The organism is Actinocrinis puniceicyclus (genome assembly GCF_018283645.1).
Taxonomy (GTDB): domain Bacteria; phylum Actinomycetota; class Actinomycetes; order Streptomycetales; family Catenulisporaceae; genus Actinocrinis; species Actinocrinis puniceicyclus.
Genome location: NZ_JAGSXH010000002.1, coordinates 74,606 through 99,891, shown reverse-complemented (window position 1 = coordinate 99,891; position 25,286 = coordinate 74,606). Strand labels below are relative to the sequence as shown.

Genomic DNA, 25,286 nt, shown 5'->3' with positions numbered 1-25,286 from the left:
CCCGGCGTCGGATGCTAGTGTCCCGCGCCGGCAGCGACGAGCATGGGCGCGCGGCCGGAGCGTCCTCATACCGGGGCCTCTAGACGCCGCCGTCCTCTTCGCGGACGGCGGCGTCTTCGTCTGCTGACACGATCTCGGCGGGAGCTGCCGCGGGCCGGTTGCCGGGCGCCTTGATGAACACGGTGCCGGAGTTCAAGTCGATCGGGCCGCGGCCCGGTTCCCCCGGTGTCTCCTCCTCGCGCGTGTTCTCCAACCGGCGCAACTCCTCGGTGCGGTGCCGATTGCCGGGACTGAACAGGTCGAAGAAGATGCTCACCTCATCAAGGTACATGGTGGTCCCGGCGGGTGGTACCGGCCGAACCCGGATATCCGCTCGGCCGCAGGTGAGACCGCGAACCTCGGGGCCGGACGCCGTGGAAGAATCATCATCCGGCCCTGAGCCGTCCCCCGCACCGCGCTCAAGATCCCGCGCGAGGTTGAGGGGTGTGACGGCCAATGCCGCCGGCGCCGCCTGCGCGGCTCATGCGATCAACTCTCCGGCCGCCTACGCGAGCACCCGCGTGACGAAGGTCGCGGTCACCGCGGTCCCGGGCCGGTAGCGGGCCGCGCGGACCGTGAGCGAGTCAGCAAGCTCCCGCGCTATGTAGAGCCCGCGCCCGCCCTCGTCGCAGGCCGCCGCTTCGATCGCGGCGCGGTCGGGTATCTGTGCGCCGGTCCAGCGTCCCGCGTCCCGCACCGTGCACGCGGCGGCCGGTCCGTAGGCCGAGGGTTCGCAGCGCAGCACCAGACGCACCGGACCGCGCCCGTGCCGGAACGCGTTGCCGGCCAGTTCGCTGACCACCATCGCGGCGTCCGAGGAGCGTTCGGCCAGACCCCACTGGTCCAGGGTCCGTACGGTGAGACGACGAGCGTCCGCCACGGCCGTGGGCCCGGGAAGGGTGGTCACCACGAGCCGGTCGAGAGGCACAGGCATGATCCACCGGGCACGGTCCGGGACGTACGTGGTCAGGGAGGGCCCGACCGCTGTGAGCATCCGGCGGGCCAGACGGCGGGCTTCGCGCCGCACGGCCGATCACCTCGGTTTCGCTTCAGTTGATCGCCGCACTCGATCGCCGTGTACCAACTCCGTCAACGGTCACTCTGCGCTACCTTTACCCAAACGTCAAGGTCTAGACCAATTTATCACCGAGTGTGAGTTGACAATCACGCCTGTACATCGCGCGCGGGAAAGCGCGTGACCGCCGCCCGCGCCCCCACTACCGCCGCCCGCGCACCGATATCGTGATCGTCAGGCCCGGGCGAGAAGGAGGCGGCGTGCGCAGCGTCGAAACGGTGTTACTGCTGGTGGCGGTGGCCACCGTGGTCGCCGCGTTCGCCAACCGGCTCGCCATCCCGGCGCCCTCACTGCTCGTGGCCGTCGGCGTGGTGGCGGGCCTGGTTCCCGGGGTGCCGACCGTGCGCGTCTCCCCGGAGGTCATCAGCCTGGTCGTGCTGCCCCCGCTGTTGTATGCCTCGGGTGAGGAACTTTCCGTACGGGATCTGCGCGCGGTGTGGCGGCCCGTGGCGATCCTGGCAGTCGGGCTGGTGCTCGTCTCCGCCGTCGCCGTCGCGTTCGTGGCCGCCGCGCTGACCCCGCTCAGCAGCGCGCTGGCCTTCGTGCTCGGCGCGATTCTGGCCTCCACCGACCCGGTCGCGGTCACCGCCCTGGCCCGCCGCCTGTCCCTGCCGCCGCGCATGCAGACCCTGGTGCAGGCCGAGTCGCTGTTCAACGACGCGACCTCGCTGCTGCTGTACAAGGTGGCGCTCTCGGTCGCGGTCGCGGGCGGCGCCACCTCGGGCGGCAAGGTGACCGTGGAGTTCGTGAAGCTGGCCGCGGGCGGCGCGGGGGTCGGCGCCGCCGTCGCGGCGGCCGCCCGGCTGGTGCGCCGCCGGGTCGAGGATCCGCAGGTGGACACCGTGATCTCACTGGTCACGCCGTACGCCGCCTATGTGATCGGCGAAGGGCTGGGCACCTCGGGGGTGACCGCCGTCGTGGTCACCGCGGTGATCCTCGGCACTCAGGTGACGAAGGTGACCAACGCGCACACCCGCATCCAGCGGCACGCGGTCTACGAGACGCTCATCTTCCTGCTCGAGTCCACCGTCTTCGGCCTGATCGGCCTGCAGTTGCCGGTACTGGTGCGCGACCTGCCGGCGCAGGACCAGCCCTGGGTGCTGCCGGTGCTGGGCATCACCGCGACGCTGGTGGCCACGCGCTTCCTCGGCGTCTTCCCGCTGTCCGCCGCCGCCCAACTGCGCGGCGGTGCGCGCCTGGGCCGGCGCGCGGGACCGGGCGAACAGCGGCTGTCGCTGCGCGTGCCGGTCGTCATCTCCTGGTCCGGCACCCGCGGGGTCGTACCGCTGGCCGCCGCGCTCTCCCTGCCGCTGGTCACGGACAGCGGCGCCCCGCTGCCCGACCGCGGCCTGCTGCTGGTCCTGGTGACCGGCACCGTCGTGATCACGCTGCTGGTGCAGGGCTTCACCCTCGCGCCGATGGTCGCCTGGGCCGGCGTGGCCGTCACCCCGGGCGTGCTGCACCAGGAGGACACCCTCGCGCGCATCAAGCTGGCCCGGGCGGCGCTCGCCCGGCTCGACGAACTGACGGACGACGATTCCGCGCCCCCGGCGGTCCTCGAACGCCTGCGCGGCGAATACGACACGCGCCTGGCGTACACCGCCGACAAGGCGGATTTCGGCGAGACACCCGCGATCGTGACCGTGTACCGGCTGCTGCGCCGCGACCTGATCGAGGTGGAGCAGAGCGAACTGGACCGGTTGCACGCGGACGGGGAGATCACCGACCGCACCCGGCGCAAGCTCCAGCGGATGCTCGACCTCGAAGACCTCACCCTCGGGGGCGAGTGAACCGGCCGAGCGCGGTCGCCGGGGGAACCCGCCGGCACCGCACAGAACCGAACAGCAACAGCACCAGCACGAAGTCAGCGCACCCCGGTCCACCACCGGTCGCGCAGCAGTGCCAGCACCGTGACGGAGACGGCCAGCAGCACCAGGCTCAGCGCCACCGCGGACTCAGGGTCCTGTTGCAGCTGTAGGTAGACCGCGAGCGGCATCGTCTGCGTCGTGCCCGGGAAGTTGCCGGCGAAGGTGATCGTCGCGCCGAACTCGCCGAGCGCACGCGCCCAGGCCAGCACCGCCCCGGCCGCGATGCCGGGGGCGAGCGACGGCAGCGTGACCCAGCGGAAGATCTGCCACTGGTTCGCCCCGCAGGTGGCCGCGGCCTCCTCCAACTGCGGGTCGGTCAGCCGCAGCGCGGACTCCACTGAGACCACCAGGAACGGCAGCGCGACGAAGGACTCGGCGACGACGACGCCGGGCATGGTGAAGGGCAGCGTGACGCCGAACTCGCGGTCGAGCCAGCCGCCGATCAGCCCGTGCCGCCCCAGTACCAGCAGCAGCGCGAGGCCCGCCACCACCGGAGGCAGCACCAGCGGCACCGTCACCAGCGCCCGCACCAGCCTGCGCGCGGGCAGCCGGGTACGCGCCAGCAGCCAGGCCAGCGGCACGCCGAGGGCCAAAGCGACGCCCATCGCCAGCGTCGCGCACTCCAGCGAGAGCCGCAGCGCGGTCCATGAGCTGTCCTGCGCCAGCAGCGCGGGCAGCCGCCGCCACGGGGTCTTGGCCAGCAGTCCGATCACCGGCAGGACGAGGAAGCCGAGCGCGAGCAGTCCCGGCACGACCAGCACGGCGTGCGATGTGTCCGACTTGCGCGGTTTCATCCGCGGCCACCCGTCACGGCTTCAGGAAGCCCGCCTGAAGCAGCACGCTCTCCCCCGCGCTCGAGAGCAGGTACTGCTCGAAAGCCTGCGCGGCGGCCGGATTCGGAGCGTCCTTCAGCACGGTGACGGGGTAGGTGTTGATCGCCGACGCCGCCGCGGCGAAGTCGATCCCGGAGACCTTGCCGGCGGCTCCGGCCACATCGGTGTGGTACACGAGAGCGGCGTCGACGGAGCCGAGCTCCACCTTGGTCAGAGCACTGGTGACGTCCTGTTCCTGGGTGACCGGCGTCAGGTGCACCCTGGCGGCCTTCAGCGCCTTCTGCGCCGCCGCGCCGCACGGCACGCTCGGTGCGCACAGCGCCACCTTGACCCCGGGCCCGGCCAGGTCGGCCAGGGTGGCGATCCTGAGCGGGTCGCCCGGCGCCACCGCGATCTCCAGCTCGTTCCTGACGAACACCACCGGGTCACCGGCCGCGTCGCCGGCCTTTGTCACGATGCCCATCGTCGTCGTGCTGGCCGCGGCGAACACGTCGGCGGGCGCGCCCTCGGTGATCTGCGCGGCCAGGCTGTCACTGCCGCCGAAGGAGAACTTCACGTTCACGCCCGGGTGCGCCGCCTCGAAGCGCTTGCCCAGTTCCGTGAAAGTCCTGTCGAGCGAGGCCGCGGCGAACACCGTCACCGTCCCGGACAGCGCCTGCCCGGCGCCGCCGGAGGCCGCCTCGACCGCGGGGCGCACCGTGGAGTCGTGCGCCGTCGACGTGGTACCCGCGTTCGAACCGCAGCCGGCCAGTACCGCCGCGAGAACCGCCGCGGCCGCCAAGGGGCCCGCCGCACCGATTCCGCGGCCTCGGCGGCTCGTGCGCGCCGCACCCGACCCCGCACCCGAAGCAGATCCCGTTCCCCGAATCCCCATGCCCGCTTCCCTCATCCCAAGGCGGGAGGCATCGCCTCGCCGCGCTCCACGACGACGTTGGTGGATTTGACGACCGCCACCGTCACGACGCCGGGTTCGAGTCCGAGTTCGTCGGCGGCCTCGCGGCTGAGCAGCGAGACGATCCGGTGCGGCCCGGCCTGGATCTCCACCTGCGCCATGACGCCGTCGCGCATGACCCGGGTGACGATGCCGCGGAAGCGGTTGCGCGCGGACGAGTGCGCACCGGCCCGTTCGTGCTCCTCGGTGTCGGCCAGGCCGCGCGCGAAGGCGGCCAGGTCGGCGCCCTGGATCGCGCGGTGCCCGTGCTCGTCGCGGGCCGCCGGCAGCCTGCCGCTGTCGACCCAGCGTCGGGCCGTGTCCGGGCTCACCCCCAGCAGTTCGGCCGCCTCGCCGATCCGGAAAGTCGTCACCCCCGCAGTGTAGACTGGCATCTGCGAGAGTAAATGCGCGACCCCCCTCGCAGTTGCGCTACCTCCGCAGCCTCTCGACGTTCGGCGCCAGGTCCGCGAACCGCGTCAGCCGGTTCCGCGGCCGTGGCCGGCTTCCCCCGCGGGCGCGCAGTCCGCCTCGGCCCGACGCTCAGGATCCCGCGGGGTCCGTCCGGTCGCTTCGGCACCTGAAGCGCATTGCGAATGCGGGCAAGCATGTCCGCGAAGGATGTACGTTCGCGCTTTCATGATTTCGGGAACGGCGCGCAGGATTCCCGCGAGAGCCATGAAAAGCCCTGCGACGGCTAGCGGCCGGCTGTGCGCTGTCCAGATCCCGAAGGTCGTGACCACCAGGAGCAACGCACCGAGCACAGACCACCGCAGTCCGCTCCTGTCGAACAACTGCCGGAGTGTGGGCGCTTTCAGACCCCCGTCGATCGGGCCACGCTCTTTTGCGTTCCGCATACCTGACAGTTCATCAGATGTGACCCGGCTCACCACCGAGCGATACCGCCAGTATCCCGAGATCGATTTTGTAGTGAACAACCAAGTCAGAACCGGACATACGCCAGACACCGGGTCGCGCGGGTGCACGCTGGTTCGAGTACGACGCCTTCGACGCGATGCCGGGTCGACCGGAAAACAGCACGCCTGACGCCGCGTCACTCGTGGTGATGACCGTGGACATGTGCGTGATCGAGCTCGTCCCGTTCGTCCCGATCGGCTCGTATCGCCCCGGTTACACTCTCAGGCGTCAAGGTTATTCGAACGTAATATTTTCAACGAAGCCCTGTCGCCCCGAGTGCCCGGCCTGGCAAGGTAGGGACGCCAATAGGGTCCGCGGCGGTTGCAGAGCCTTGACGGCCGTCGCCGCGGCACCGGACCGCAAGGGGTCACACCATGCCTGGGCACAAACGCACGCCGGCGGACCGGGTCGGGAACCGGGCCGCCACGCAGCATCGCGGTCAGACCAGCGACACGCCCTCCGTCACAAGTCATGGTCCCGCCGACACGAATCAGCGTGGAATGAATCAATACGGCGATTTACCGCACCACTCGGACAACGCGGATCAGCACAGCGCGAACCGGTACACGGGCAGGCGGCGTGCGAGGTTCGACACCGACCACACCGGCATCGACGAAGGCGGACAACTGCTGCGGTCTCCGGCCGACACCGCTACCGTTACCCGCTACCGCACCGGTCCGAAACACCCCACCGCCGGCCTTTCTGACACCGCCGCGACCGCGGCGGGCGCGCAGCACGCCACGCGGCGCCCGGCGGCCGGAGCGCGCACCCCCGGGCGGCGGCGCGCACCCGACGCCGACGTCACCCGCGGGCGCCTTTCCGGGCGCCTCGCCAAGGCCGGGCCGCTCGCCCTGGCGATGGCGGTCGGCGGCGCGGTGGCCGCATTCGCCGCGCCGGCCAATGCCCCGGTGGCGGCCGAGCCCGCCGCGGTCGCCTGCGCGCTCACCGTGCCCGACCAGCCGTTGACGGCTCAGGGCCTGGCCACGCCCTATCAGCTCTCCGGCGTCGGCGGCAACGCCTGCCACGAAGCCGACGCGGGCACCGCGGCCTTCGTGCAGGGGCTCGTCCTCGACCCGGCGACCGGCCGGCTGTCCGTCTACGACCCCTTGGTCGTAGACGCGGGCAGCGAACCGGCCGTCGCCCCGGTCGTGCCGACGCTGCCCGCGAACGCGATCGTCGCGCTCTGGTTCGGTTTCAACGGCAACGTGCTGACCCTGCGGGGCAGCGGCGTGCAGGCGGGCGCCTGCGTCAACGGCACGGACAACTCGCCGTTCGGACAGTTCGCGTACTGCAACGCGCCCGCGCTCTTCACCGCGGCCCGCACCGCGGTCCAGCAGGGCAGGCTCTCGATCCCGCCGCTGGGCACCGCGGCCGACAAACAGCCGTGCCCGACGACGCGCGACTTCGGCATGGTCGACCAGGACCAGAGCGACAACGTGACCACCACATACCTGGTCCTGGCCGACGGCCGCACCGCCCAGAACACCCAGACCGCCGTGAAGAGCCTGCGCGGCAAGGCGCCGAGCGTGGTGGCCAACGGCAGCGACAACCTGCTGCTGGACCACTTCATCGACCCGGCCCTCGGCTGTACGCCGTTCACGGCGCCGGACCTGGCCGACAACGGATTCGCCGCCACCGCGCTCGGCCTCAACGAACTGCAGGCCGCCGCCGACCAAGCCGCGCCCGTCGCCTACGTGCCGCTCAACGACCCGATGGTGCTCGACGGCAACGGCGCCCAGGACGATCAGAAGACGGACCTCTACCGCGCCGGCGTGGATCAGCCCGCGCTGGCGCAGGTGCCCGGCTCAGCCGCGCAGTACTGCGAGCAACTGCGCACGATCGGCGTGACGCGCACCAAGATGGACCACAGCCTGACGGACACCACCGTCTCCCCGGACACGGGTGCGGCATCCAATCTGTTCACGTTCCTCGCCATGCGGCTGCAACAGTCGTACGTGAACCTCGGGTGCGCTCGGCTGCTGAACATGCGCAACCCCGTGCACCTGAAGGTGAATGGGAACGGTCTCGTCGTCGATGCGGCATTCGATCAAGTCACCGCGGGTGTTTCGGCGAGCGCGAGCGCGAGCGTCGGCGCGAGTACGACTGCGAGTGCGAGTACGAGCGCGAGTGCGGTGGTCAGCCCGAGCGCGAGCGTGAGCGCCGCGGTTTCGGTGAGCCCGAGCGTTCCCGCCTCCGGCGGCGGGTCGGGCGCCAGCGGCAAACCGGTGACGTCGACGCGCACCCCTGCTCCCACGGTCCAGTCCAGCACACCCGCGATCCCGATCACCACGCCGCCGGCCACGTCCGCTCAGGCGGTCCCGCCGCCCCCGGCGAGCGCCGCGGCAGGCGGTCCCGGCTCGCACAACACGGGGAGTTCTCCGAGCGCGGGGGCCGCGGCCCCCGGCTCGCCCGGCGCGCCGGCCCAACAGACCGGGCGGCCCCGCGACGGCGCGACCCCCTCGTCGCCGGGCGCGATGGGCGCGGCCGGTCCCGGCAACGACCCCGGCGCCTCGAGCGCGGTCAAGCCGATCACCGCGGTCACCAGCACCCCGATCAGCGTCACAGGCTTCGAGCACAAGTTCGCGGCCTCATCCAAGAACCCGGACAGCGCGCTGGCCGGGCCGGACCCGATGGCCTCCGCCGGATTCAGCGTCATGAACTCGCGGGTGTTCTGGGCGCTCGGCGGAGCGCTGCTCGTGCTGTGCGTCTCACTGCTGTATCGGCGCAGGCCCAGGCCGGCGAAGCAGAGCCGGCGCGGAGTTTCCTCGTGACACGGGCGTCCTCGTGACACGGTGACGCGGGCGTCCTCGTGACGGCGCAGAGCTGACCGCCGACGAGGAACAGGGAGGGGAAGCAGGAGGGAGCAGCTGAGCCGGGCCGCGCAGGCGGCCCGGCTCAGCCGTTCCCACAGGCGATCGCGTCAGCTCACGGACGAGTAGGCGACGACGCCGCGGCGCAGCAACTCCACGGCGGCGAACGCGGTCTCACGGATCCTGGCGCTGTCCGGGCTCTGCTGTGCCATCGTCCCGGCGGCGTCGGCGAGCTGGCCGAGCAGGTCGATCAACTGCTTGCACCAGCGCACGAAGTCACCCGCGGGCAGGGCGCACTCCTCCAGCACCTTGTCCAGCCGGTGCCCCTCGGCCCACTGGTACGCGGCCCAGGCGAACCCGGCGTCCGGTTCGCGCTGGAAGTCGACCGCGTGGTCGCCCTCCAGGTCGTGCACGCTGATCCACAGCCGCACCGTGCGCTCGATCGCCTCGCGCGCCAGGCCCTTGGGCAGCCGCGGCGGCCCCGAATCCTCGGCGCTGCGCGACTCGTACACCAGCAGCGAGACGGCCGAGGCCAGTTCCGCCGGGCTCAGCCCGTCCCACACCCGCTCGCGCAGGCACTCGGCGGCCAGCAGGTCCAGCTCCGAATAGATGCGCGCCAGGCGCCTGCCCTCCGCGGTGACCCGCTCGCCGTCGAGGTAGCCGAGCACGGTGAGCACCGAGCACACCCGGTCGAAGGTGCGCGCGATCGAGTGTGTACGACCCTTGACTCGCCGGTCCAGGCCCTCGGTCTCCCGCTCCAGCCGGGCATGGCGCTCCGCCCAGCGCGCGTGGTTCTCCCGATCCTCGCAGCCGTGGCAGGGGTGCGCCCGCAGAGCCCTGCGAAGCCGGGCGACGTCCGCGTCCTCCGCGGCGGCCGAACGCTCCCGGCGCGGTCGCGGCGGCTTCTCCCCGTCGGCGAACCCCGCCTTGTCGCGCAGCGTGGCAGCGAGGTCGCGCCGGGCCTGCGGCGACTTGGCGTTGAAGTTCTTGGGCACCCGCATCCAGCCGGTCGGCTCCACCGGCACCGGGAAGTCGAGCAGGGAGAGCGTGACGACCTGCCGCTCGGCGGTCAGCACCCGCGGCCTCGGACCGTCGCGTCCCGCGTCCAGGCCCGGATCCAGAACCACCGCGAGCCCGGCCTTGCGGCCGGAGGGCACCACGATGATGTCCCCGGTCTTGAGCGTTTCGAGGGCCGAGGCCGCCGCGGCACGACGCTGGGTGGCGCCCTGCCGGGACAGCTCGGCCTCCCGCTCGGACAGCGCGCGGCGCAGGCCCATGTACTCGTCGAAGTCACCCAGATGACAGCTCATCGCCTCGCGGTAGCCGTCAAGGGCCTCCTGGTTGCGCCGCAACTGCCGGGTCAGCCCGACCACCGCCTTGTCCGCCTGGAACTGCGCGAAGGAGCTTTCCAGCAGCGCCCTGGCGCGCACCTTGCCGACCTGGCCGACCAGGTTCACCGCCATGTTGTACGAGGGCTTGAAGGAGGAGCGCAGCGGATAGGTGCGGGTCGAGGCGAGCCCGGCCAGCGCGCGTGGGTCGAGGCCCGGCCGCCAGACCACGACCGCGTGGCCCTCGATGTCGATGCCGCGCCGACCCGCGCGGCCGGTCAGCTGCGTGTACTCCCCCGGCGTGATGTCGGCGTGGAACTCGCCGTTCCACTTCACCAGCGCTTCGAGCACCACGCTGCGGGCCGGCATGTTGATGCCCAGCGCCAGGGTCTCGGTCGCGAACACCGCCTTGACCAGCCCGGCCGCGAACAGTTCCTCGACGATCTCCTTGAAGGTCGGCAGCATCCCGGCGTGGTGGGCCGCGACCCCGCGCTCAAGGCCGTCCGCGAAGTCGTGATATCCCAGGATATTGAGATCCTCGGCGGGCAGTTGCGCGCAGCGCGCGGAGACGTGCGCGCGCACCCGCACCCGCTGCTGCTCGGTCAGCAGCCGCACCCCGGAACGCAGGAACTGCTGCACCGCCGCGTCGCAGCCGGCGCGGGAGAAGATGAAGGTGATCGCGGGCAGCAGCCCGGAGGCGTCGAGCCGCTCGATCACGTCGACCCGGCTCGGCGGCGGGGGCATCCGGCGCGGCCGTCCGCCGCGCGCCCCTGTGCGCGGCGAGAACCCGAAGCGCTCCTCCTCGCGGGCGAACCGCACCAGCTCCGGATTGACCCGTGCGACGTCCGCCTCGTGCGGATCGGCACCCGCGTAAAGGTCGTAGAGCTTGCCGCCGGCCAGCACGTGCTGCCAGAGCGGGACCGGCCGATGCTCGGAGACTATGATCTGCGTCTCACCGCGCACCGTCTCCAGCCACTCGCCGAACTCCTCGGCATTGGACACGGTGGCGGAGAGCGACACCAGCTGCACCGACTCGGGCAGGTGGATGATCACCTCCTCCCACACCGCGCCGCGGAACCGGTCGGCGAGGTAGTGCACCTCGTCCATCACCACGTAGCCGAGGCCGTCGAGCGCCGAGGAGCCGGCGTAGAGCATGTTGCGCAGCACCTCGGTCGTCATCACCACCACGGGCGCGTCGCCGTTGATCGAGTTGTCCCCGGTCAGCAGGCCGACCCGGTCCGCGCCGTGCCGCTTGACCAGGTCCGCGTACTTCTGGTTCGACAGGGCCTTGATGGGTGTGGTGTAGAAGCACTTGCGGCCCTGCGCCAGCGCGAGGTGCACGGCGAACTCGCCGACCACGGTCTTGCCGGCGCCGGTGGGCGCGGCGACCAGCACGCCGCGTCCCTCCTCAAGCGCCCTGCACCCGTCGAGCTGGAACTGGTCGAGGCCGAATGAATAGAGCTTGGCGAAGCCGCTCAGCTGCGTCCGCTCCTCGGCCTGGCGGCGGCGGGCGGCGGCGAACCGCTCGGCGGGCGAGGTCATACCGCAATCCTAGGCGACAGCGCAGACAACCCGCTGATCGTTTCCGGCGGCGGGTGACTACACCGCAACGATGTTCAGCTGCGACTCCAGGCCCTTGAAGTCATCGACGTTGCGGGTATATAGCGGCAGCCCGTGAACGACGGCGGTCGCGGCGATCATCAGATCGTTCTTGCGCGGCTTGGGGTTACGGCCGATCGCGAGGATCAAGGCGACCAGGTTGCCGTAGGCGCGAGCCGTGACCGAGTCGAAGGGCAGCGGCTCGAAATTCGCCTCGGCCGAAATGAGCCGAGTGATCCTCGCCGAACGCTCAAGCCCGTCCTTGGCCAGATGGACACCCGCCGAGAGTTCTGCGAGCGTCACGGTCGAGACGCCGGCGCTCACCGGCAGCACTTCGTCGGGGATCTTGCGAAAATCGATGATGACGCAAGTGTCGAGCAGTCCGGCACGCAACCGCCCGGGCTCAGTCATCACCGATCCGGTCCTCCCCGAAATAGGCATCGATCTCTGCGCGCATCGCCGCATAGTCCGGATCCGGGCCGGCTGCGAACGCTTGCCGAAGCTCGCTGACCGCCGTGAGCCGGTAACGCTTGATCGGACCGAGTTGAGCCACCGGGACGCCGTTGCGGGTGATGATCATAGTTTCGCCGGCCTCGACCGCATCCATGACAGCGGCGCTCTCATTGCGCAATTCGCGCTGTGTGATAGTACGCTGCGTGGTCATTGCACTCATATAAGTAGCGTAGCACAGTGCACGTAATGTGCTACACGGTCAATCGCTCTCGCTAGCGTTCTGCAACCCGCACGTACGCCCGCAGCGCCCCGGGCACGGTCTCGATACGAGCCGGCAGAATTCCCGCCCATTCGCCGTCGGCCCAGATCGACACGGTCCGTTCCGGCCGCCCCGGCTCGTCGCGGCAGGAAAGGTCGACTGCGGCGGCGTGCAGCACACGCACCTTGGGGTGCTCGACGTGGCGACCGGAGAACACCTTCGGGAAGATCCGCAGCAGCGTCGGCTTGGACACCCGGTCCACGGCGGTGATCTGGAACTTCCCGTCACGCGGGTCGGCCTGCGGGCAGATGCGCATCCCGCCGCCGTAAGTCGGGCCGTTGCCCACCGCGATGAGCATGCCGTCCAGTTCCAGGCGCGCATCCGGCCCGTCGAGCACGAACGGGATGGCGCTGAACGGCCCGAGTTCGGCGAGCAGGGCGATGGTGTACCGGGACGGTCCGCGCGGCCGGCGCATCCGGTTCGCCCGCTCGTTGACCTTCGAGTCCAGGCCGCAGGCCAGCACTGCGCCGAACCAGCGCGGGTCGGGCGAACCGGGACCGGTGATGCGGCCCAGGTCGAAGGTGTCGGTGTGGCCCGCGGTGACGACCGCGACGGCCGCGTCCGGGTCACGCAGCGGCAGCCCGAGATATCGCGCCACGTCGTTGCCCGTTCCGGCGGGTATGACTCCCAGGGGGATGCCGGTTCCCGCGACCAGTTGCAGGCCGAGACTGACCATGCCGTCACCGCCGACCACCACGACGCTGTCGGCGTCGTGCTCCAGCATCGCGCGGGCCTTCTTCGCGGCCTGCTCCGCGGTGTGCTCGACCACGAACAGCACGTCGTGGCCGGCCTCTTCGAGCGCGGCCCTGGCCCGCTTCCCGTACTCCCAGCCCCTGCCCTTGCCGGAGGTCGGGTTGACCACCAGCGCGGGCCGCGAAGGCGCGCTCACCCCCGCTCCGCGGTCACGAGATGTCTTCGAGACTGCTCGCGTGCTCGACCGGCAGCGGGTTCAGGTCGAGCGAGGAGGCTTCGTCCGGGGAGAGCTGGTGGATCGGGTCGGCGGCACGCCGCGCGGCGCGGCGCTTGTCGTTGGCCAGCGCGATGCCGATGGCGCCGAAGTAGAGCACGCAGATCGGGATGGCCAGCACGCTCATGCCGATCGGGTCGCCCGTGGGCACCGCGATCGCCGCGAACACGAAGATCGCCAGCACCACCACGCGCCAGTGCCGGCGCATCCGATCGCCGCTGAGGACCCCGAGGAAGTTGAACAGGACCAGGATCAGCGGCAGCACGAACGAGGCGCCGAAGACCACCATCATCCGCAGGAAGAACACCAGGGTCTGGTCCAGCGGCAGCTGCGCCGCGACCCCCGAGGGCACGAAGCCCATCAGCACCCGCAGGATGGTCGGGAAGAACACGTAACACAACGCCGCGCCCGCCGCGAACAGCGGGATGGCCGCGCCGACGAAGGTCAGGCCGTACTTCTTCTCGTTCTTGTACAGCCCCGGCGCCAGGAAGGCCCACATCTGGTACATCCAGACCGGCGCGGCCAGCACGATGCCGGAGAACATCGCGATCTTGAACGCCAGGGTGATGCCCGCGCTCACGCCGACCAGGACCAGCACGCCGTTCTTGCAGTCCTTGTTGGGCGTCCCGACCCCGTGCACACCCTTGATGTCGCAGATCGGGGTTTCCAGGATGTTGACGATGTGGCGGTAGAAGACGAAGCCGACGATACCGGCGACGACGAGCGCCAGCGCCGACTTGATCAGCCGCGAGCGCAGCTCACGGATGTGCTCCATGAGCGGCATCCGCGCCGCGTCGTCCGCCGAGCGTCCGGCCTTACCAGCCACGTCCCGTGCCACCCGTTCTCGTCGTCGTGATCGTTTACAGCCTGCTATTGCGGGCGCCCCGGGGTGCGGTCGACCACATCCTGCGGATCCGCCACGACCGTGCGCTTCGGCGGCGGCGGGACGTCGTCGCGCAGCGCCTGCGCCTCGGCTTTGAGGATACGGCGGGTCCTGCCCAGGTCGCGCATCGCTCCGGGCAACCGCCTCCAGCCGAACAGGATCAGGCCGATCGCGATGAGCAGGAAGAGTCCCTCAGCACGCAGCAACATCGTGACGCGCCCTTTCGACGGCCAGTACGTGGGCGCGGTGCGACGCACCGCCACGCCGCCTTAAGGTTTCAGCCGGTCGCGGCTGTTGTCAACGGTCCGCCCGTTGCCGGCCGGCCCCGGCACCGGCCCCGGAGCCCTCGCCGAGCGACAACTGCGCCAGCGCGGACGTGACGGGCGCGGCCGCATCGGCCAGCAGCCGCGAGGCCCGCCCGAGTTCGCGCGACAGGCCCTTGGCGGCGAGAAAAACGCCGAACGCGAAATAGCCGATCGCGGCGAGTGCCAGTACGGCGAGACTCACCCCGACGATCACCCAGACCATCACGAGACGACCTTACCTGGTAGCTGCTGCCTTAAGACGCGCAGTCGCCGGTATCCGGGGAGCTCAGTTCGGCCACCCCGGCTCCGCGCAGCGCCGCCCGCAACGCCTCGTCGGCAGACCTGTGCACGCGCGCCCTGCAGCCCGGGCACGTGAACACGTATTCCCAGCGCCCGGACCGCCCCACCAGCCGCACCGAGGACAGGGTGACGACGCGCGGGCCGCAGGACTCGCAGCGCACGCGCAGAGCTACTGTGCCGCTCGCGTGTGCCGTGCCGCCGACCTCCGCACTGCCCTGTGGCGTGCCGGCGTCGGCCGAATGCCCGCTCACGCCGGCGCGTCCGCTCCATACGCCGCGAGCGCGAGCGCGGCCGTGTCGCGGACCTTGTCGGCGAACTCCTGCGGGCCGAGCACCCGTGCCGCGCCGCCGAGCCGCAACACCAGCCTTCTGATGCGGTCCTGGTCGGCCGCGCGCAGCGTCACGCGCAGAAACCCGTCAACGCCGGGGTCCTCCGCGACGCTCTCGCAGGGGTAGTACTCGGGTACCCAACGGGCCTCCGCGGCCAGTTCCAGGGTCACCAGCGGCGCGTCCTGGCCGACCCGCAACGCCGAGGCGGGCGCTTCCTCGGTCAGGTCCAGGCCCTTGGCGTCCGCGGGCGGTTGCGCCGGCTGGTCCAGCACCTCTATGCCGACGATGCGGTCCAGGCGGAAAACGCGCACCGCGCCGGACGCCCGGCACCAGCCCTCCAGGTAAGCCCGCCCGGCCAGCAGCGCGACCCGCATCGGGTCCACGTCCCGCTCGGTCACCTCGTCCCGCGAGGGGACGTAGTACCGCAGGTGCACCAGCCGCTTCTCGGCCAGCGCGCGCTGAGCCGCCTCGAAGACCACGTCGCGGGCCTCGAACGCGACCGAAAGCCGTTCCGCGACCCGCGCCGCCTCCCCGGTCGCGCTCTCCAGCTTCGCCAGCGCGCGGTCCAGCGCGTCCCGGTCCGCGATCCCCGGCACCTGCGCCAGCGCGCGCAGCGCCACCAGCAACGCCACCGCCTCCCGGGTGGACAGCCGCAGCGGACGCACGATCGGCTCGGCGGCGTTCTCCAGATGGATCGCGCCGCCCTCCTCGACGTGCGCCTCCATCAGGTCGTCCGCGAAGCCCCCGGGCAGCCCGCAGAACCACAGCACGTTGAGATCCTTGGCGACCTGCTTCGCGTTGACCCCGAACTCCTGCGCGACCTGCTCCACCGTGCTGCCGGGGTGGCTGAGCAGGTACGGCACCAGGTTCAGCAGCCGCTCGACCTGCGAGACCGCGGTGCTCACGACGCCACCTCCAGCGGTTTGCGGCGCTCGGCCGGGCCGGCGTGCCTGGCCGGCGGGATGGGTCCGGCGACCGCCGCGCCGGCGGACGTCGCTTCGGGCCGGGCGATCGCGCGCAGCCTGGCGATCACCGCGGCGCGCAGCGAGGGCGGGTCCAGCACGACCACGTCCGGGCCGTACTCGGCCAGCCAGCCCGCCGTGTCCGCGTAAGCGGTGATCACGATCGTGTCCCAGCCGTCCTCGCCCTCGACCACCGAGCCGGCCCCGCGCCGCAACGGGAAGCAGGTGCCCTCTCGCACGCGCAGCGTCGCCGGGCCCAGGTCGCCGCTGCTGCGCACGGCGAAGGCGTCCACCTGCGCGCGCACGTCGAGCCGGTCCGGCACCTTGTGCTGCGGCGCACGACCGGTGAGCAGGACCGGGCTGGTGATCCGGTCGAGCCGGAAGACCCGCGCGTCGTCCCGGCCCAGGTCGTAGCCGGCCAGGTACCAGCGTCCGCGCCACGAGTCGATGGTCCACGGCTCGACCTCGCGGGCGCGCACCTCGCCGTCCGAACGACGGTAGGAGAAGCGCACCACCTGACGGTCGTAGACCGCCTCCAGCAGCGGTTCGAAGGCCGGGGCCTCCGCGCGCACCCTCGGTTCGATCCCGGCGGGCGCGGCCTCCCCCACGTCCAGTCCCGCCGCCTTCAGCTTGAGCAGCGCCGAAGAGGCGGCCTGTGCCAGCGTCGCCTGCTGCCAGAACCGCGCTGCGATCCCGATCGCCGCAGCCTCGTCCGGCTCCAGGTGCAACTCCGGAAGCGCGTACTCCCCCGGGGCGATGCGGTAACCGACCTCGTCTTCGAACAGTGCGCTGACTGTTCCCACTTCGAGTGGGATACCGAGTTCGCGCAACTCCTCCTTGTCCCGCTCGAACATTCGCTCGAATGCCTCGTCCGTCGGGCAGTTGCGGTACGGCTCCAAGGTCGTGCGCAACCGCTCCTTCGTCACGAAGGTCCGCGACGCGAGCAGGCAGATCACAAGGTTGACCAGCCGCTCGGTCTTGCTCGCTGGCATACGCCGGCTCCCTCCTCGTCGCCGCTGCGCCCCGTGCCAACGGTGCGTCTCCGACGCTACTGCGTCCGCATGTGCTTTCGCACCAAAGGACGCACAATACCGAATAGGCTTGTCCGCCGTGATCAGTTGGCGAGCAGGGCGAGTGACCGCCTTCGGCCGCGCGTGGCGCGGAGCCCGCGAGTTGACCGTCGACGTGGACGGTTCCGCGGTCAAGGCGCTGGCCTATCCGCTGCTGACCGGCGAACCCGTGCTCGGGGACCGGGTACTGCTCAACACCACCGCGCAGACGATGGGCCTGGGCACCGGCGGATACGCAATGGTCGTGGCGGTGCCGGACCGGCTGCCCGAGGACGCCCCGCCGGGTCCGGGCCACCTGGTCAAGGCGCGCTACACACCGCTGCAAGCCATCGTGTTGGGCGCGGACGAGCAGGACTCCCCGCACCATGCGCTGCTGGAAGACGCCGACTCTCTCGACGGCATGCCGGTGATCACCGCCGACCTTCACTCGGCGCTACCCGCCGTGTGCGCGGCGATCCTGGCCGACCGGCCCGGCACCCGGATCGCGTACGTGATGAGCGACGGCGGGGCGCTGCCGCTCTGGTTCTCCCGAACGGTCGCGGGCCTGCGCGACGCCGGTTGGCTGGCCGGCTCGGTCACCGTCGGCCAGGCGTTGGGCGGGGATCTGGAGACCGTTACCGTGCACACCGGCCTGTTGGCGGCGCGCTTGATCCTGCACGCCGACATCGCCGTGGTGACGCAGGGCCCGGGCAATCTCGGCACCGGCACCCGCTGGGGTTTCTCCGGGGTGGCCTGCGGCGAGGCGGTCAACGCGGCCGGGGTGCTCGGCGGCAGGCCGGTCGGCGTGCTGCGCGTCTCCGAGGCCGACGCGCGAGAACGGCACCGGGGTTTGAGTCACCACAGCCTCACCTCCTACGGCCGCGTGGCGCTGTGCCGCGCGGACTTGGCCGTGCCGGACGAGGCCGGGCCGTTCTGGGATGCGGTCCGCGAGCAGGCCAGGGCGCTGACAGCGCGGCACGCGGTGCGCGAGGTCGACTGCGCGGGGCTGGACGAGGCGCTGGCCGCCAGCCCGGTCGGCCTGTCGACGATGGGCCGCGGGCCGCAGCGCGATCGGGCCAACTTCCTGGCCGCGGCGGCCGCGGGACGCCTGGCCGCGGCGCTGCTGGCGGCCTGATCCGGGCCCGGACGGCTCGCGCACCGCGCGCACCGGGCGCCCACCCCGACCGGCCCGCTGTGGCAGGGTAGGGAACGGAAAGACGGAAGCATTGAGAGAGGAACGAGCCGAGATGACGCTGCAGAAGCCGGAGATCGACTTCCCGGAGGGTCCGCCGCCGAGCGACCTCGAAATCAGGGATCTGTGGGAGGGCGACGGCCCGGAGGCCGCCGCGGGCCACAACGTCACCGTGCATTATGTGGGGGTTTCGCACTCGACCGGCGAAGAGTTCGACGCCTCCTGGAACCGCAACGCCCCGTTCCAGTTCCCGCTCGGCAAGGGCCGGGTCATCGCGGGCTGGGACCGCGGCGTGGCCGGGATGAAGGTAGGCGGCCGCCGCCAGTTGACCATCCCGGCGCACCTGGCCTACGGAGACCGCGGCGCGCCGCCGGTCATCAAGCCGGGCGAGACTCTGATCTTCGTGGTGGACCTGCTCGGCGTCGGCTGACACGGCAGCCAGGCGGTCGCCTCCCGGGGAGGGATGCGACCGCCTGGTTACCGGGCGTCAGAGGGCGTCTCTCAGAGAGCGTCGACGATGTCGACGACGAAGACGAGAGTGTCGTTGGCGCCGATGCCCGCCGAGGATTGGCCGCCGGACGGCCCATAGCCGAGCGAAGGCGGGATCACCAGCAGAACCCGGTCGCCGACATGCTTGCCGACCAGGCCGTCGTCCCAACCCTTGATCACTTTGCCCGCGCCGATCGTGGTGCTGAACGCCTGCTTGCGGGTGAACGAGGAATCGAAGTTCTTGCCCGTGTTCCAGTCCACGCCGGTGTACTGCATAAGGAGCGTCCGACCGCTCTGCACCGCCTCACCGCTGCCGTGAATCAGCGTGTCGGCGACGAGCGAAGCGGGCGGCTTGGCGCCCGCGGGGATGGTGACCTTCGGGTTCCCGCCACCCGGATCACCGGCCACCGTCGGCAGCCCGGCGCCGGCCTGGGTGGCCTGCTTGCCCGTGATGTCGGCGGACGCCTCGTAGCCGCCGATCACGTCGAGCACGAAAACCAGGTCGTCCTTCGGCCCGACGCCGGCCTGCGCGTTGCCCTGGCTGCCGAACGCGTCCGCGGGCGGCGCCACGATCTCGATCCGGCTGCCGATGCGCGCGCCGGTCAGCGCCGTGTTCCAGGCCGGCAGCAGGCCGGTGGAACCGAGCGTGACGACCTGCGGCTGGTTCGGCGTCTTACCGCCGTCGGCGGAATAGGTGTCGCCGAGTGCCTTGTCCCCGGTCCAGTTCACGACGGTGTAGTTGACCGCCGCGAGCTGTCCGCTGACCAGAGTTGCCCCGCTGCCCTGAACCAGCGTCCTGGTCTCCAACTTGGCCGGCGCGGCCACCCCGCTCGGCAGCGTGATGACCGCCTTCTGGCCTACCGCTCCCGTCACCTGGGGCAGCCCGGAACCCGGGGACTGCTTGGGACCGGAGCCCGAGCTGCAGCCCGCCGCGAATGCCGCGGCCAGCGCCAGCGGCGCGACGGCCCGCCGGACGATCATCTTCCTTTTGTGTACCACGGGCCCAACCCTACAAGGCCCTACATGGAGGCGATGAGTTTCTCCACGCGTTCGTCCACGGAGCGGAACGGATCCTTGCACAGCACCGTGCGCTGCGCCTGGTCGTTCAGCTTCAGATGCACCCAGTCCACCGTGAAGTCCCGGCGCTGCTCCTGGGCCCGCTTGATGAACTCGCCGCGCAGCTTGGCCCGCGTGTTCTGCGGCGGCACCGACTTGGCCGCGAAGATGTCCAGGTCCCGCGCCGTGCGATCGACCATCCCGCGCCGCTCCAGCAGGTAGTACAGGCCGCGGCGGCGGCTGATGTCGTGGTAGGCCAGATCCAGCTGCGCGACCCGCGGGTGCGAGATCGCCAGGTCGTACTTCTCCTGGTAGCGCTGGATCAGCCGGTACTTGATCACCCAGTCGATCTCGCGCTCGATCTTGGACAGGTCGCCCAGCTCGATCGCGTCCAGCGTGCGCTCCCACAGGTCCAGCACCCGCGCCACCGAGTTCGTGCGCAGGTCGCGCCGGTCGGCGAAGTCCGCGGCCTTGCTCAGGTACTCGCGCTGGATCTCCAGGGCGGAGACCTCGCGCCCGTTGGCCAGCCGGATGCGCCGCTGCCCGGTCAGATCGTGACTGACCTCGCGGATCGCCCGGATCGGGTTCTCCAGGGTCAGGTCACGCATCACCAGGCCCGCCTCGACCATGCGCAGCACCAGGTCGGTCGCCCCGACCTTGAGCATCATCGTGGTCTCGCTCATGTTCGAGTCGCCCACGATGACGTGCAGGCGCCGGTAGCGCTCGGCGTCGGCGTGCGGCTCGTCGCGGGTGTTGATGATCGGGCGGGAGCGGGTCGTCGCGGAGCTGACACCCTCCCAGATGTGCTCGGCGCGCTGGCTTACGCAGTAGACCGCGCCGCGCGGGGTCGGCAGCACCTTGCCCGCCCCGCAGATCAGCTGACGGGTGACCAGGAACGGGATGAGCACGTCCGCCAGCCTGGAGAACTCTCCATGCCGGGTGACCAGGTAGTTCTCGTGGCAGCCGTAGGAGTTGCCGGCCGAGTCCGTGTTGTTCTTGAACAGGTACACGTCCCCGGCGATGCCCTCTTCGTGCAGCCGGCGTTCGGCGTCGACGAGCAGCCCCTCCAGTATCCGCTCGCCGGCCTTGTCGTGCACCACGAGTTCCTCGATGGAATCGCACTCCGGGGTGGCGTACTCCGGGTGCGAGCCGACGTCCAGGTAGAGCCGGGCGCCATTGCGCAGGAACACGTTGGATGAACGGCCCCAGGACACGACGCGGCGGAACAGGTACCGGGCCACTTCGTCCGGAGACAGCCGCCGCTGCCCACGGAACGTACAGGTGACCCCATATTCGTTCTCCAGTCCGAAAATCCGACGGTCCATCGGTTCCCCACCGCCTCAACTGTCCCTAGGGGGAGTATGTGGACTCTTACAAGTACCTATCCACCCTCGCGACCTGCCAACCCGCCTCAGTCACCAGCGTCGTCCTCGCCGTCTTCGCCGTCCTCGAGCACCTCGTCGATGTCGTCCAGGATGTCGCCCTGCGCCGGCTCGGGCGCCTCGGGCTGCGCGCCGTCACCGTCGCCGTTCTCCGCGATCGCGGCCTCCTCGGCGCCGGGCTCGTCGGCCAGCAGCCGGACCAGGTGGTCGCCGACCAGGCGGCGGAACTTGCGGTCGCGCTTGCGCCCCCGGTCCAGCACCGCGACCTCGAGTTGGGTCGGGGACAGCTCCCGGGTCTCGCTCCCGTCGCGCCCGAGCGCGGCGACGGCCGTGCGCAGCGCGGCACTGAGGTGAGCGCCCTCGGTGTAGCTGCCCTCCAGTACCCGGCTGACCTCCTCGGCCGCGCCGCCGATCACCACGAAGCCGTGCGCGTCGGCAACCGAGCCGTCGTAGGTGAGCCGGTAGATCTGGTCCTGCGCGGGCCGATCGCCCACCTCGGCGATGATCAGCTCCACCTCGTAGGGCTTGCCGCCGGCCTCGGAGAAGATGGTGCCCAGGGTCTGGGCGTAGGCGTTCGCCAGCCCGAGTGCCGAGACGTCGCGCCGGTCGTAAAGGTAGCCGCGGGTGTCCGCGAGCCGCACCCCCGCCTGCCGCAGGTTCTCGAACTCGTTGTACTTGCCGGCCGCGGCGAAACCCACCCGGTCGTATATCTCGCTGATCTTGTGCAGCACCCGGGAGCGGTTCTCCGCGACGAACAGGATGCCGCCGTCGTAGTTGAGCACGGCCACCGAGCCGCCGCGCGCGATGTTCTTGCGCACATAGTCGGCCCGGTCCTTCATCAACTGCTCGGGCGACACGTAGAACGGGGTCGTCATGTTTCCTCGTCGTCTGTCGGTCTGAGAGGGCGGGAGGCGGCCGCGCTAGCGCAGCGGGGCCTGCGGTCCGTCGGGCTGGCGGTGCCTCGCGTCGACGACCTCGTGAACCAGTTCGGAGACCTCGTCCTCGGGCAGCCGGCGGTAGCCCTCCTCGGTCACCGCGGCGATCACCGGGTAGATGCGGCGGGTCATGTCCGGACCGCCGGTGGCCGAATCGTCGTCGGCCGCGTCGTAGAGCGCCTGAATGGCCGCCGTGGCCGCTCCTCGGACGTCCAGGTCGGAGCGGTAGAGCTTCTTGAGCGCGCCGCGGGCGAAGACCGAACCCGAGCCCACCGAGTGGAAGCCGTGCTCCGGGTACTGTCCGCCCACCGGGTCGTAGCTGAAGATCCGGCTCTCGCCGGTCTCAAGGTCGTACCCGGCGAACAGCGGCACCACCGCCAGGCCCTGCATGGCCAGGCCCAGGTTCCCGCGGATCATGGTGGCCAGCCGGTTGGCCTTGCCGTCCAGGGACAGCTCCACGCCCTCGATCTTCTCGTAGTGCTCCAGCTCGACCTGGAAGAGCTTGACCATCTCGACCGCGATGCCGGCCGTGCCCGCGATGCCGACGACGGAGTACTCGTCCGCGGGGAAGACCTTCTCGATGTCCCGCTGCGCGATCATGTTCCCCGCGGTCGCGCGCCGGTCACCGGCCATCAGCACCCCGCCGGGGAAGGTGAGCGCCACGATGGTGGTGCCGTGCGGCACGTCGAGAGGCACCGCGCCGCCCGGCGCACCGAGCGCGGCCATCCGGCGACCCGGCAGATACTCGGGGTTGTACGCCGCGAGGAACTCGGTGAACGAGGACGTACCGGATTGCATGAAGGCGCCACCCATCAGGCCGCCGCCGATCCCGGCCGCCCGTCCTGGAAACCGCCCTGCCCCTTGGCCTTCCACGAGCTCCCTCTCAGAAATAGTTGACCGCGCGGATCAGACTGCGTATGTCGTCCCGGAAGTTGCCGAGCCCTTGGTCACAGCTGAAGCGCAGGATGCCTCGTACCTTACCCGCCCGGTGGTCGCGGTCGGCGTGTTCCGGACCGGGCCGCTCGCGGATCAGGCGTTTGCCGTCCTGCTCGGCGAGCAGCGCCGCGAAAGCTTTGGCCCGGGCGCGTGACGTCGGCGCACGTGGAATCCGCGCGCACCCGCCAAGGCCGCCGCCGATCCTCACCAGTCCGCGAGTTGCGTCATGCCGGCCTCATCCGCGTCGTGATCGCCGGCGGCGATGACCGAACCGCAGGTCATTGACCGCCCTTCTGCACGAACGAGCGGACGAAGCTCTCCGCGTCCGTCTCCAGGACCTCGTCGATCTCGTCCAGGACGTCGTCGACGTCCTCGGAGAGCTTCGCGTGACGCTCCTTCAAGTCGCCGGTCTCGTCGACGAGTTCATCGTCGACCTGCTCGCTCTGCTTGGAGGCGCGCTCCTGCCCGCCGCTGTCCTTGGCCGCCACGGTGATCACCCGCATTTCTTCTGCTCATTGAGACACGCTCGTGCCGGGTTGTGCGACGCTTCCGGGCCGTACGAAGGGACCGGAGGCCATGATCAGACACTACGCCGCAGCACCGACATGCGGAGGCGAATTTGCGATGCCGCGGCGGGCCGACCCTGGGCCTTTGATCACAGCTTCCCCATGCCTGAACGGTTCACACGTTCGGACGCTGTGGGCGAACTCGGCCGTGTCCGGGAATGCCGGCGAGAACACCGTCTAACTTCCGGTGATCTCGCGCACCAGGTCCGAGGCTGTGCGGCAGCGGTCGATCAGAGTCTCGACGTGCTGCTTGGTCCCGCGCAGCGGATCGAGCGTCGGCACGCGCTGCAGGGACTCGCGGTCCGGCAGGTCGAAGATCACCGAGTCCCAGGACGCCGCCGCCACCGAGTCCGCGTACTTGTCCAGGCAGCGGCCCCGGAAATAGGCCCGGGTGTCCACCGGAGGCTGGTCCACGGCCCGGCGGATCTCCTCGTCCGTGGTGATGCGCTCGAAGCGGCCGCGCGCCGCCAGCCGCTGGTACAGGCCCTTGGCCGGGCGCACGTCCGCGTACTGGAGGTCGACCAGGTGCAGCCGCGCGTTGTCCCAGTCGATCCCGTCGCGCTTGCGGTAGCCCTCCAGGATCTCCAGCTTGGCGACCCAGTCCAGCTCCCGGTTCAGCGACATCGGGTCGCTCTCCAGCCGGCTGAGCACGGACTCCCAGCGCTCCAGCACGTCCTTGGTGATCTCGTCGACGTCCGCGCCGTACTTGTCCTCGACGTACTTGCGCGCCTGCTCGAAGTACTCCATCTGCAGTTGGACCGCCGTCAGTTTCCGGCCCGAGCGCAGCGTCACCAACTGCTTGAGGCTCGGATCGTGGCTGATCTGGTGCAGCGTCCTGACCGGCTGGTCCACCGAGAAGTCGACCGAGACGAACCGGTCCTCGATCATGGCCAGCACCAGGCTGGTGGTGCCCATCTTCAGGTACATCGAGATCTCGGACAGGTTCGCGTCGCCGATGATCACGTGAAGTCGGCGGTAGCGCTCCGGGTCCGCGTGCGGCTCGTCGCGGGTGTTGATGATCGGGCGCTTGAGGGTGGTCTCCAGCCCGACCTCGACCTCGAAGTAGTCGGCGCGCTGAGAGATCTGGAACCCGTTGGCGCGCCCGTCCTGGCCGAGGCCGACGCGCCCGGCCCCCGCGACCACCTGCCGGCTGACGAAGAAGGGCGTCAGGTGCCGCACGATGTCCGCGAACGGCGTGGTGCGGGCCATCAGGTAGTTCTCGTGGGAGCCGTAGGAGGCGCCCTTGTTGTCCGTGTTGTTCTTGTACAGGTTGATCGGCAGCGAACCGGGCACGGTGGCCGCGTGCCGCGCCGCCTCGGCCATGATCCACTCCCCGGCCTTGTCCCAGATCACCGCGTCCCGCGGATTGGTGACCTCCGGCGTCGAGTACTCGGGATGTGCGTGGTCCACGTAGAGGCGGGCGCCGTTGGTCAGGATCACGTTGGCCAGGCCGGAATCCTCGTCGGTCAACTGGCTGGCGTCGGCCAGCTCGCGGGCCAGGTCGAAGCCCCGGGCGTCGCGCAGCGGGTTCTCCTCCTCGAAGTCCCAGCGCGCCCGGCGGGCCCGGTGCATCGCGGTCGCGTAGGCGTTGACGATCTGGGAGGAGGTGAGCATCGCGTTGGCGTTCGGGTGTCCCGGTACCGAGATCCCGTACTCCGTCTCGCTGCCCATCACGCGCTGTACGCTCATGACGACAAGCCTATGCCGCCGCGCCGACGATCGGGACCGAGTACGGGCACGAGTTCTCCCTTGGTCGAACCCG

At 70.6% G+C, this 25,286-nt stretch carries 27 protein-coding genes; 4 read left to right on the top strand and 23 right to left on the bottom strand.

Features of this window, described 5'->3' with window-relative positions:
• Window positions 1-79 precede the first annotated feature (79 nt).
• Complete coding sequence (locus tag KGA66_RS01235; protein ID WP_211463511.1) at window positions 80-316, bottom strand: DUF6191 domain-containing protein; 237 nt, start codon at window positions 314-316, stop codon at window positions 80-82.
• Between the two features lie 228 nt (window positions 317-544).
• Entirely contained in the window at window positions 545-1,066 is a 522-nt protein-coding gene (locus tag KGA66_RS01230) for an ATP-binding protein (protein ID WP_211463509.1), read from the bottom strand.
• A 248-nt stretch (window positions 1,067-1,314) separates the two neighbouring features.
• On the opposite strand from KGA66_RS01230, the gene KGA66_RS01225 reads away from it, so the two are divergent.
• On the top strand, window positions 1,315-2,904 hold the full coding sequence (locus KGA66_RS01225) for a Na+/H+ antiporter (protein WP_211463507.1): 1,590 nt from the start codon (window positions 1,315-1,317) through the stop codon (window positions 2,902-2,904).
• 74 nt (window positions 2,905-2,978) lie between these two features.
• Here KGA66_RS01225 and modB read toward each other — a convergent pair whose 3' ends face one another.
• The 4 genes from modB to KGA66_RS01205 form a co-directional block, all read right to left on the bottom strand.
• Window positions 2,979-3,776, bottom strand: a complete 798-nt coding sequence (modB, locus tag KGA66_RS01220; protein WP_211463505.1) for a molybdate ABC transporter permease subunit — start codon at window positions 3,774-3,776, stop codon at window positions 2,979-2,981.
• 13 nt (window positions 3,777-3,789) lie between these two features.
• Window positions 3,790-4,689: a molybdate ABC transporter substrate-binding protein gene (modA, locus tag KGA66_RS01215; RefSeq protein WP_438822010.1), complete on the bottom strand. Its 900-nt coding sequence runs from the start codon at window positions 4,687-4,689 to the stop codon at window positions 3,790-3,792.
• 11 nt (window positions 4,690-4,700) lie between these two features.
• Window positions 4,701-5,120: a TOBE domain-containing protein gene (locus tag KGA66_RS01210; protein ID WP_312886673.1), complete on the bottom strand. Its 420-nt coding sequence runs from the start codon at window positions 5,118-5,120 to the stop codon at window positions 4,701-4,703.
• A 496-nt stretch (window positions 5,121-5,616) separates the two neighbouring features.
• The gene (locus KGA66_RS01205; protein ID WP_211463501.1) at window positions 5,617-5,826 is read right to left on the bottom strand and encodes a hypothetical protein; all 210 of its coding nucleotides are present in this window, start codon (window positions 5,824-5,826) and stop codon (window positions 5,617-5,619) included.
• Between the two features lie 338 nt (window positions 5,827-6,164).
• Here KGA66_RS01205 and KGA66_RS01200 point away from each other — a divergent pair, with 338 nt between their 5' ends.
• Window positions 6,165-8,435, top strand: coding sequence for a hypothetical protein (locus tag KGA66_RS01200; protein WP_211463499.1), 2,271 nt, complete (start codon window positions 6,165-6,167; stop codon window positions 8,433-8,435).
• Between the two features lie 149 nt (window positions 8,436-8,584).
• Here KGA66_RS01200 and KGA66_RS01195 read toward each other — a convergent pair whose 3' ends face one another.
• The 10 genes from KGA66_RS01195 to KGA66_RS01150 all read right to left on the bottom strand — a co-directional run bounded on the left by KGA66_RS01195 (window position 8,585) and on the right by KGA66_RS01150 (window position 16,911).
• On the bottom strand, window positions 8,585-11,344 hold the full coding sequence (locus KGA66_RS01195) for a DEAD/DEAH box helicase (RefSeq protein ID WP_211463497.1): 2,760 nt from the start codon (window positions 11,342-11,344) through the stop codon (window positions 8,585-8,587).
• A 57-nt stretch (window positions 11,345-11,401) separates the two neighbouring features.
• Window positions 11,402-11,812: a type II toxin-antitoxin system VapC family toxin gene (locus tag KGA66_RS01190; RefSeq protein WP_211463495.1), complete on the bottom strand. Its 411-nt coding sequence runs from the start codon at window positions 11,810-11,812 to the stop codon at window positions 11,402-11,404.
• Window positions 11,805-12,074 carry a type II toxin-antitoxin system Phd/YefM family antitoxin gene (locus KGA66_RS01185; protein ID WP_211463493.1) on the bottom strand — a complete coding sequence of 90 codons (270 nt, stop codon included), beginning with the start codon at window positions 12,072-12,074 and terminating at the stop codon, window positions 11,805-11,807. Before KGA66_RS01185 ends, KGA66_RS01190 begins: the two co-directional genes overlap by 8 nt.
• A 52-nt stretch (window positions 12,075-12,126) precedes the next feature.
• A complete protein-coding gene (locus KGA66_RS01180) occupies window positions 12,127-13,062 on the bottom strand; it encodes a diacylglycerol kinase family protein (protein ID WP_211463491.1) in 936 nt (311 codons plus the stop codon).
• Window positions 13,063-13,075: 13 nt separating this feature from the next.
• A complete protein-coding gene (gene tatC, locus KGA66_RS01175) occupies window positions 13,076-13,966 on the bottom strand; it encodes a twin-arginine translocase subunit TatC (RefSeq protein ID WP_211463489.1) in 891 nt (296 codons plus the stop codon).
• A 44-nt stretch (window positions 13,967-14,010) separates the two neighbouring features.
• Window positions 14,011-14,232 (bottom strand): twin-arginine translocase TatA/TatE family subunit, encoded by a 222-nt coding sequence (locus KGA66_RS01170; RefSeq protein WP_211463487.1) that lies wholly within the window; start codon window positions 14,230-14,232, stop codon window positions 14,011-14,013.
• 88 nt (window positions 14,233-14,320) lie between these two features.
• Window positions 14,321-14,554 (bottom strand): hypothetical protein, encoded by a 234-nt coding sequence (locus KGA66_RS01165; protein ID WP_211463485.1) that lies wholly within the window; start codon window positions 14,552-14,554, stop codon window positions 14,321-14,323.
• Window positions 14,555-14,582: 28 nt separating this feature from the next.
• Window positions 14,583-14,879 (bottom strand): hypothetical protein, encoded by a 297-nt coding sequence (locus KGA66_RS01160; protein WP_211463484.1) that lies wholly within the window; start codon window positions 14,877-14,879, stop codon window positions 14,583-14,585.
• Window positions 14,876-15,862, bottom strand: a complete 987-nt coding sequence (locus KGA66_RS01155; RefSeq protein WP_211463483.1) for a helix-turn-helix transcriptional regulator — start codon at window positions 15,860-15,862, stop codon at window positions 14,876-14,878. Before KGA66_RS01155 ends, KGA66_RS01160 begins: the two co-directional genes overlap by 4 nt.
• Window positions 15,859-16,911, bottom strand: coding sequence for a helix-turn-helix transcriptional regulator (locus KGA66_RS01150; protein WP_211463482.1), 1,053 nt, complete (start codon window positions 16,909-16,911; stop codon window positions 15,859-15,861). Before KGA66_RS01150 ends, KGA66_RS01155 begins: the two co-directional genes overlap by 4 nt.
• A 118-nt stretch (window positions 16,912-17,029) precedes the next feature.
• Between KGA66_RS01150 and KGA66_RS01145 the strand changes: the two genes are divergently transcribed.
• Both KGA66_RS01145 and KGA66_RS01140 read left to right on the top strand, forming a co-directional pair.
• Window positions 17,030-18,103 carry a DUF3866 family protein gene (locus KGA66_RS01145; RefSeq protein WP_211463481.1) on the top strand — a complete coding sequence of 358 codons (1,074 nt, stop codon included), beginning with the start codon at window positions 17,030-17,032 and terminating at the stop codon, window positions 18,101-18,103.
• 112 nt (window positions 18,104-18,215) lie between these two features.
• The gene (locus tag KGA66_RS01140) at window positions 18,216-18,590 is read left to right on the top strand and encodes an FKBP-type peptidyl-prolyl cis-trans isomerase (protein ID WP_246506809.1); all 375 of its coding nucleotides are present in this window, start codon (window positions 18,216-18,218) and stop codon (window positions 18,588-18,590) included.
• Between the two features lie 71 nt (window positions 18,591-18,661).
• On the opposite strand, the gene KGA66_RS01135 is transcribed toward KGA66_RS01140, so the two are convergent.
• The 7 genes from KGA66_RS01135 to dop all read right to left on the bottom strand — a co-directional run bounded on the left by KGA66_RS01135 (window position 18,662) and on the right by dop (window position 25,213).
• Window positions 18,662-19,630, bottom strand: coding sequence for an FKBP-type peptidyl-prolyl cis-trans isomerase (locus KGA66_RS01135; RefSeq protein ID WP_211463480.1), 969 nt, complete (start codon window positions 19,628-19,630; stop codon window positions 18,662-18,664).
• Between the two features lie 38 nt (window positions 19,631-19,668).
• Window positions 19,669-21,030, bottom strand: coding sequence for a Pup--protein ligase (gene pafA / locus KGA66_RS01130; RefSeq protein ID WP_211463479.1), 1,362 nt, complete (start codon window positions 21,028-21,030; stop codon window positions 19,669-19,671).
• An 86-nt stretch (window positions 21,031-21,116) separates the two neighbouring features.
• On the bottom strand, window positions 21,117-21,962 hold the full coding sequence (prcA, locus tag KGA66_RS01125; protein ID WP_211463477.1) for a proteasome subunit alpha: 846 nt from the start codon (window positions 21,960-21,962) through the stop codon (window positions 21,117-21,119).
• A gap of 45 nt (window positions 21,963-22,007) precedes the next feature.
• On the bottom strand, window positions 22,008-22,820 hold the full coding sequence (prcB, locus tag KGA66_RS01120; RefSeq protein WP_246506808.1) for a proteasome subunit beta: 813 nt from the start codon (window positions 22,818-22,820) through the stop codon (window positions 22,008-22,010).
• A gap of 85 nt (window positions 22,821-22,905) precedes the next feature.
• Window positions 22,906-23,166, bottom strand: coding sequence for an endonuclease domain-containing protein (locus tag KGA66_RS31325; RefSeq protein ID WP_211463473.1), 261 nt, complete (start codon window positions 23,164-23,166; stop codon window positions 22,906-22,908).
• A 70-nt stretch (window positions 23,167-23,236) separates the two neighbouring features.
• Entirely contained in the window at window positions 23,237-23,446 is a 210-nt protein-coding gene (locus tag KGA66_RS01110; protein WP_369015781.1) for a ubiquitin-like protein Pup, read from the bottom strand.
• A 255-nt stretch (window positions 23,447-23,701) separates the two neighbouring features.
• Window positions 23,702-25,213 carry a depupylase/deamidase Dop gene (gene dop / locus KGA66_RS01105; protein WP_211463469.1) on the bottom strand — a complete coding sequence of 504 codons (1,512 nt, stop codon included), beginning with the start codon at window positions 25,211-25,213 and terminating at the stop codon, window positions 23,702-23,704.
• Window positions 25,214-25,286: the final 73 nt, after the last annotated feature.

Excerpts from the sequence above, each read along its gene's own strand:
- modB (WP_211463505.1), bottom strand. The coding sequence starts at position 3,776 with ATGAAACCGCGCAAGTCGGACACATCGCACGCCGTGCTGGTCGTGCCG.
- modA (WP_438822010.1), bottom strand. The coding sequence starts at position 4,689 with ATGGGGATTCGGGGAACGGGATCTGCTTCGGGTGCGGGGTCGGGTGCG.
- KGA66_RS01205 (WP_211463501.1), bottom strand. The coding sequence starts at position 5,826 with ATGTCCACGGTCATCACCACGAGTGACGCGGCGTCAGGCGTGCTGTTT.
- KGA66_RS01200 (WP_211463499.1), top strand. The coding sequence starts at position 6,165 with ATGAATCAATACGGCGATTTACCGCACCACTCGGACAACGCGGATCAG.
- KGA66_RS01195 (WP_211463497.1), bottom strand. The coding sequence starts at position 11,344 with ATGACCTCGCCCGCCGAGCGGTTCGCCGCCGCCCGCCGCCGCCAGGCC.
- KGA66_RS01190 (WP_211463495.1), bottom strand. The coding sequence starts at position 11,812 with ATGACTGAGCCCGGGCGGTTGCGTGCCGGACTGCTCGACACTTGCGTC.
- KGA66_RS01185 (WP_211463493.1), bottom strand. The coding sequence starts at position 12,074 with ATGAGTGCAATGACCACGCAGCGTACTATCACACAGCGCGAATTGCGC.
- KGA66_RS01170 (WP_211463487.1), bottom strand. The coding sequence starts at position 14,232 with ATGTTGCTGCGTGCTGAGGGACTCTTCCTGCTCATCGCGATCGGCCTG.
- KGA66_RS01150 (WP_211463482.1), bottom strand. The coding sequence starts at position 16,911 with ATGCCAGCGAGCAAGACCGAGCGGCTGGTCAACCTTGTGATCTGCCTG.
- KGA66_RS01140 (WP_246506809.1), top strand. The coding sequence starts at position 18,216 with ATGACGCTGCAGAAGCCGGAGATCGACTTCCCGGAGGGTCCGCCGCCG.
- KGA66_RS01135 (WP_211463480.1), bottom strand. The coding sequence starts at position 19,630 with ATGATCGTCCGGCGGGCCGTCGCGCCGCTGGCGCTGGCCGCGGCATTC.
- pafA (WP_211463479.1), bottom strand. The coding sequence starts at position 21,030 with ATGGACCGTCGGATTTTCGGACTGGAGAACGAATATGGGGTCACCTGT.
- prcA (WP_211463477.1), bottom strand. The coding sequence starts at position 21,962 with ATGACGACCCCGTTCTACGTGTCGCCCGAGCAGTTGATGAAGGACCGG.
- prcB (WP_246506808.1), bottom strand. The coding sequence starts at position 22,820 with ATGCAATCCGGTACGTCCTCGTTCACCGAGTTCCTCGCGGCGTACAAC.
- dop (WP_211463469.1), bottom strand. The coding sequence starts at position 25,213 with ATGAGCGTACAGCGCGTGATGGGCAGCGAGACGGAGTACGGGATCTCG.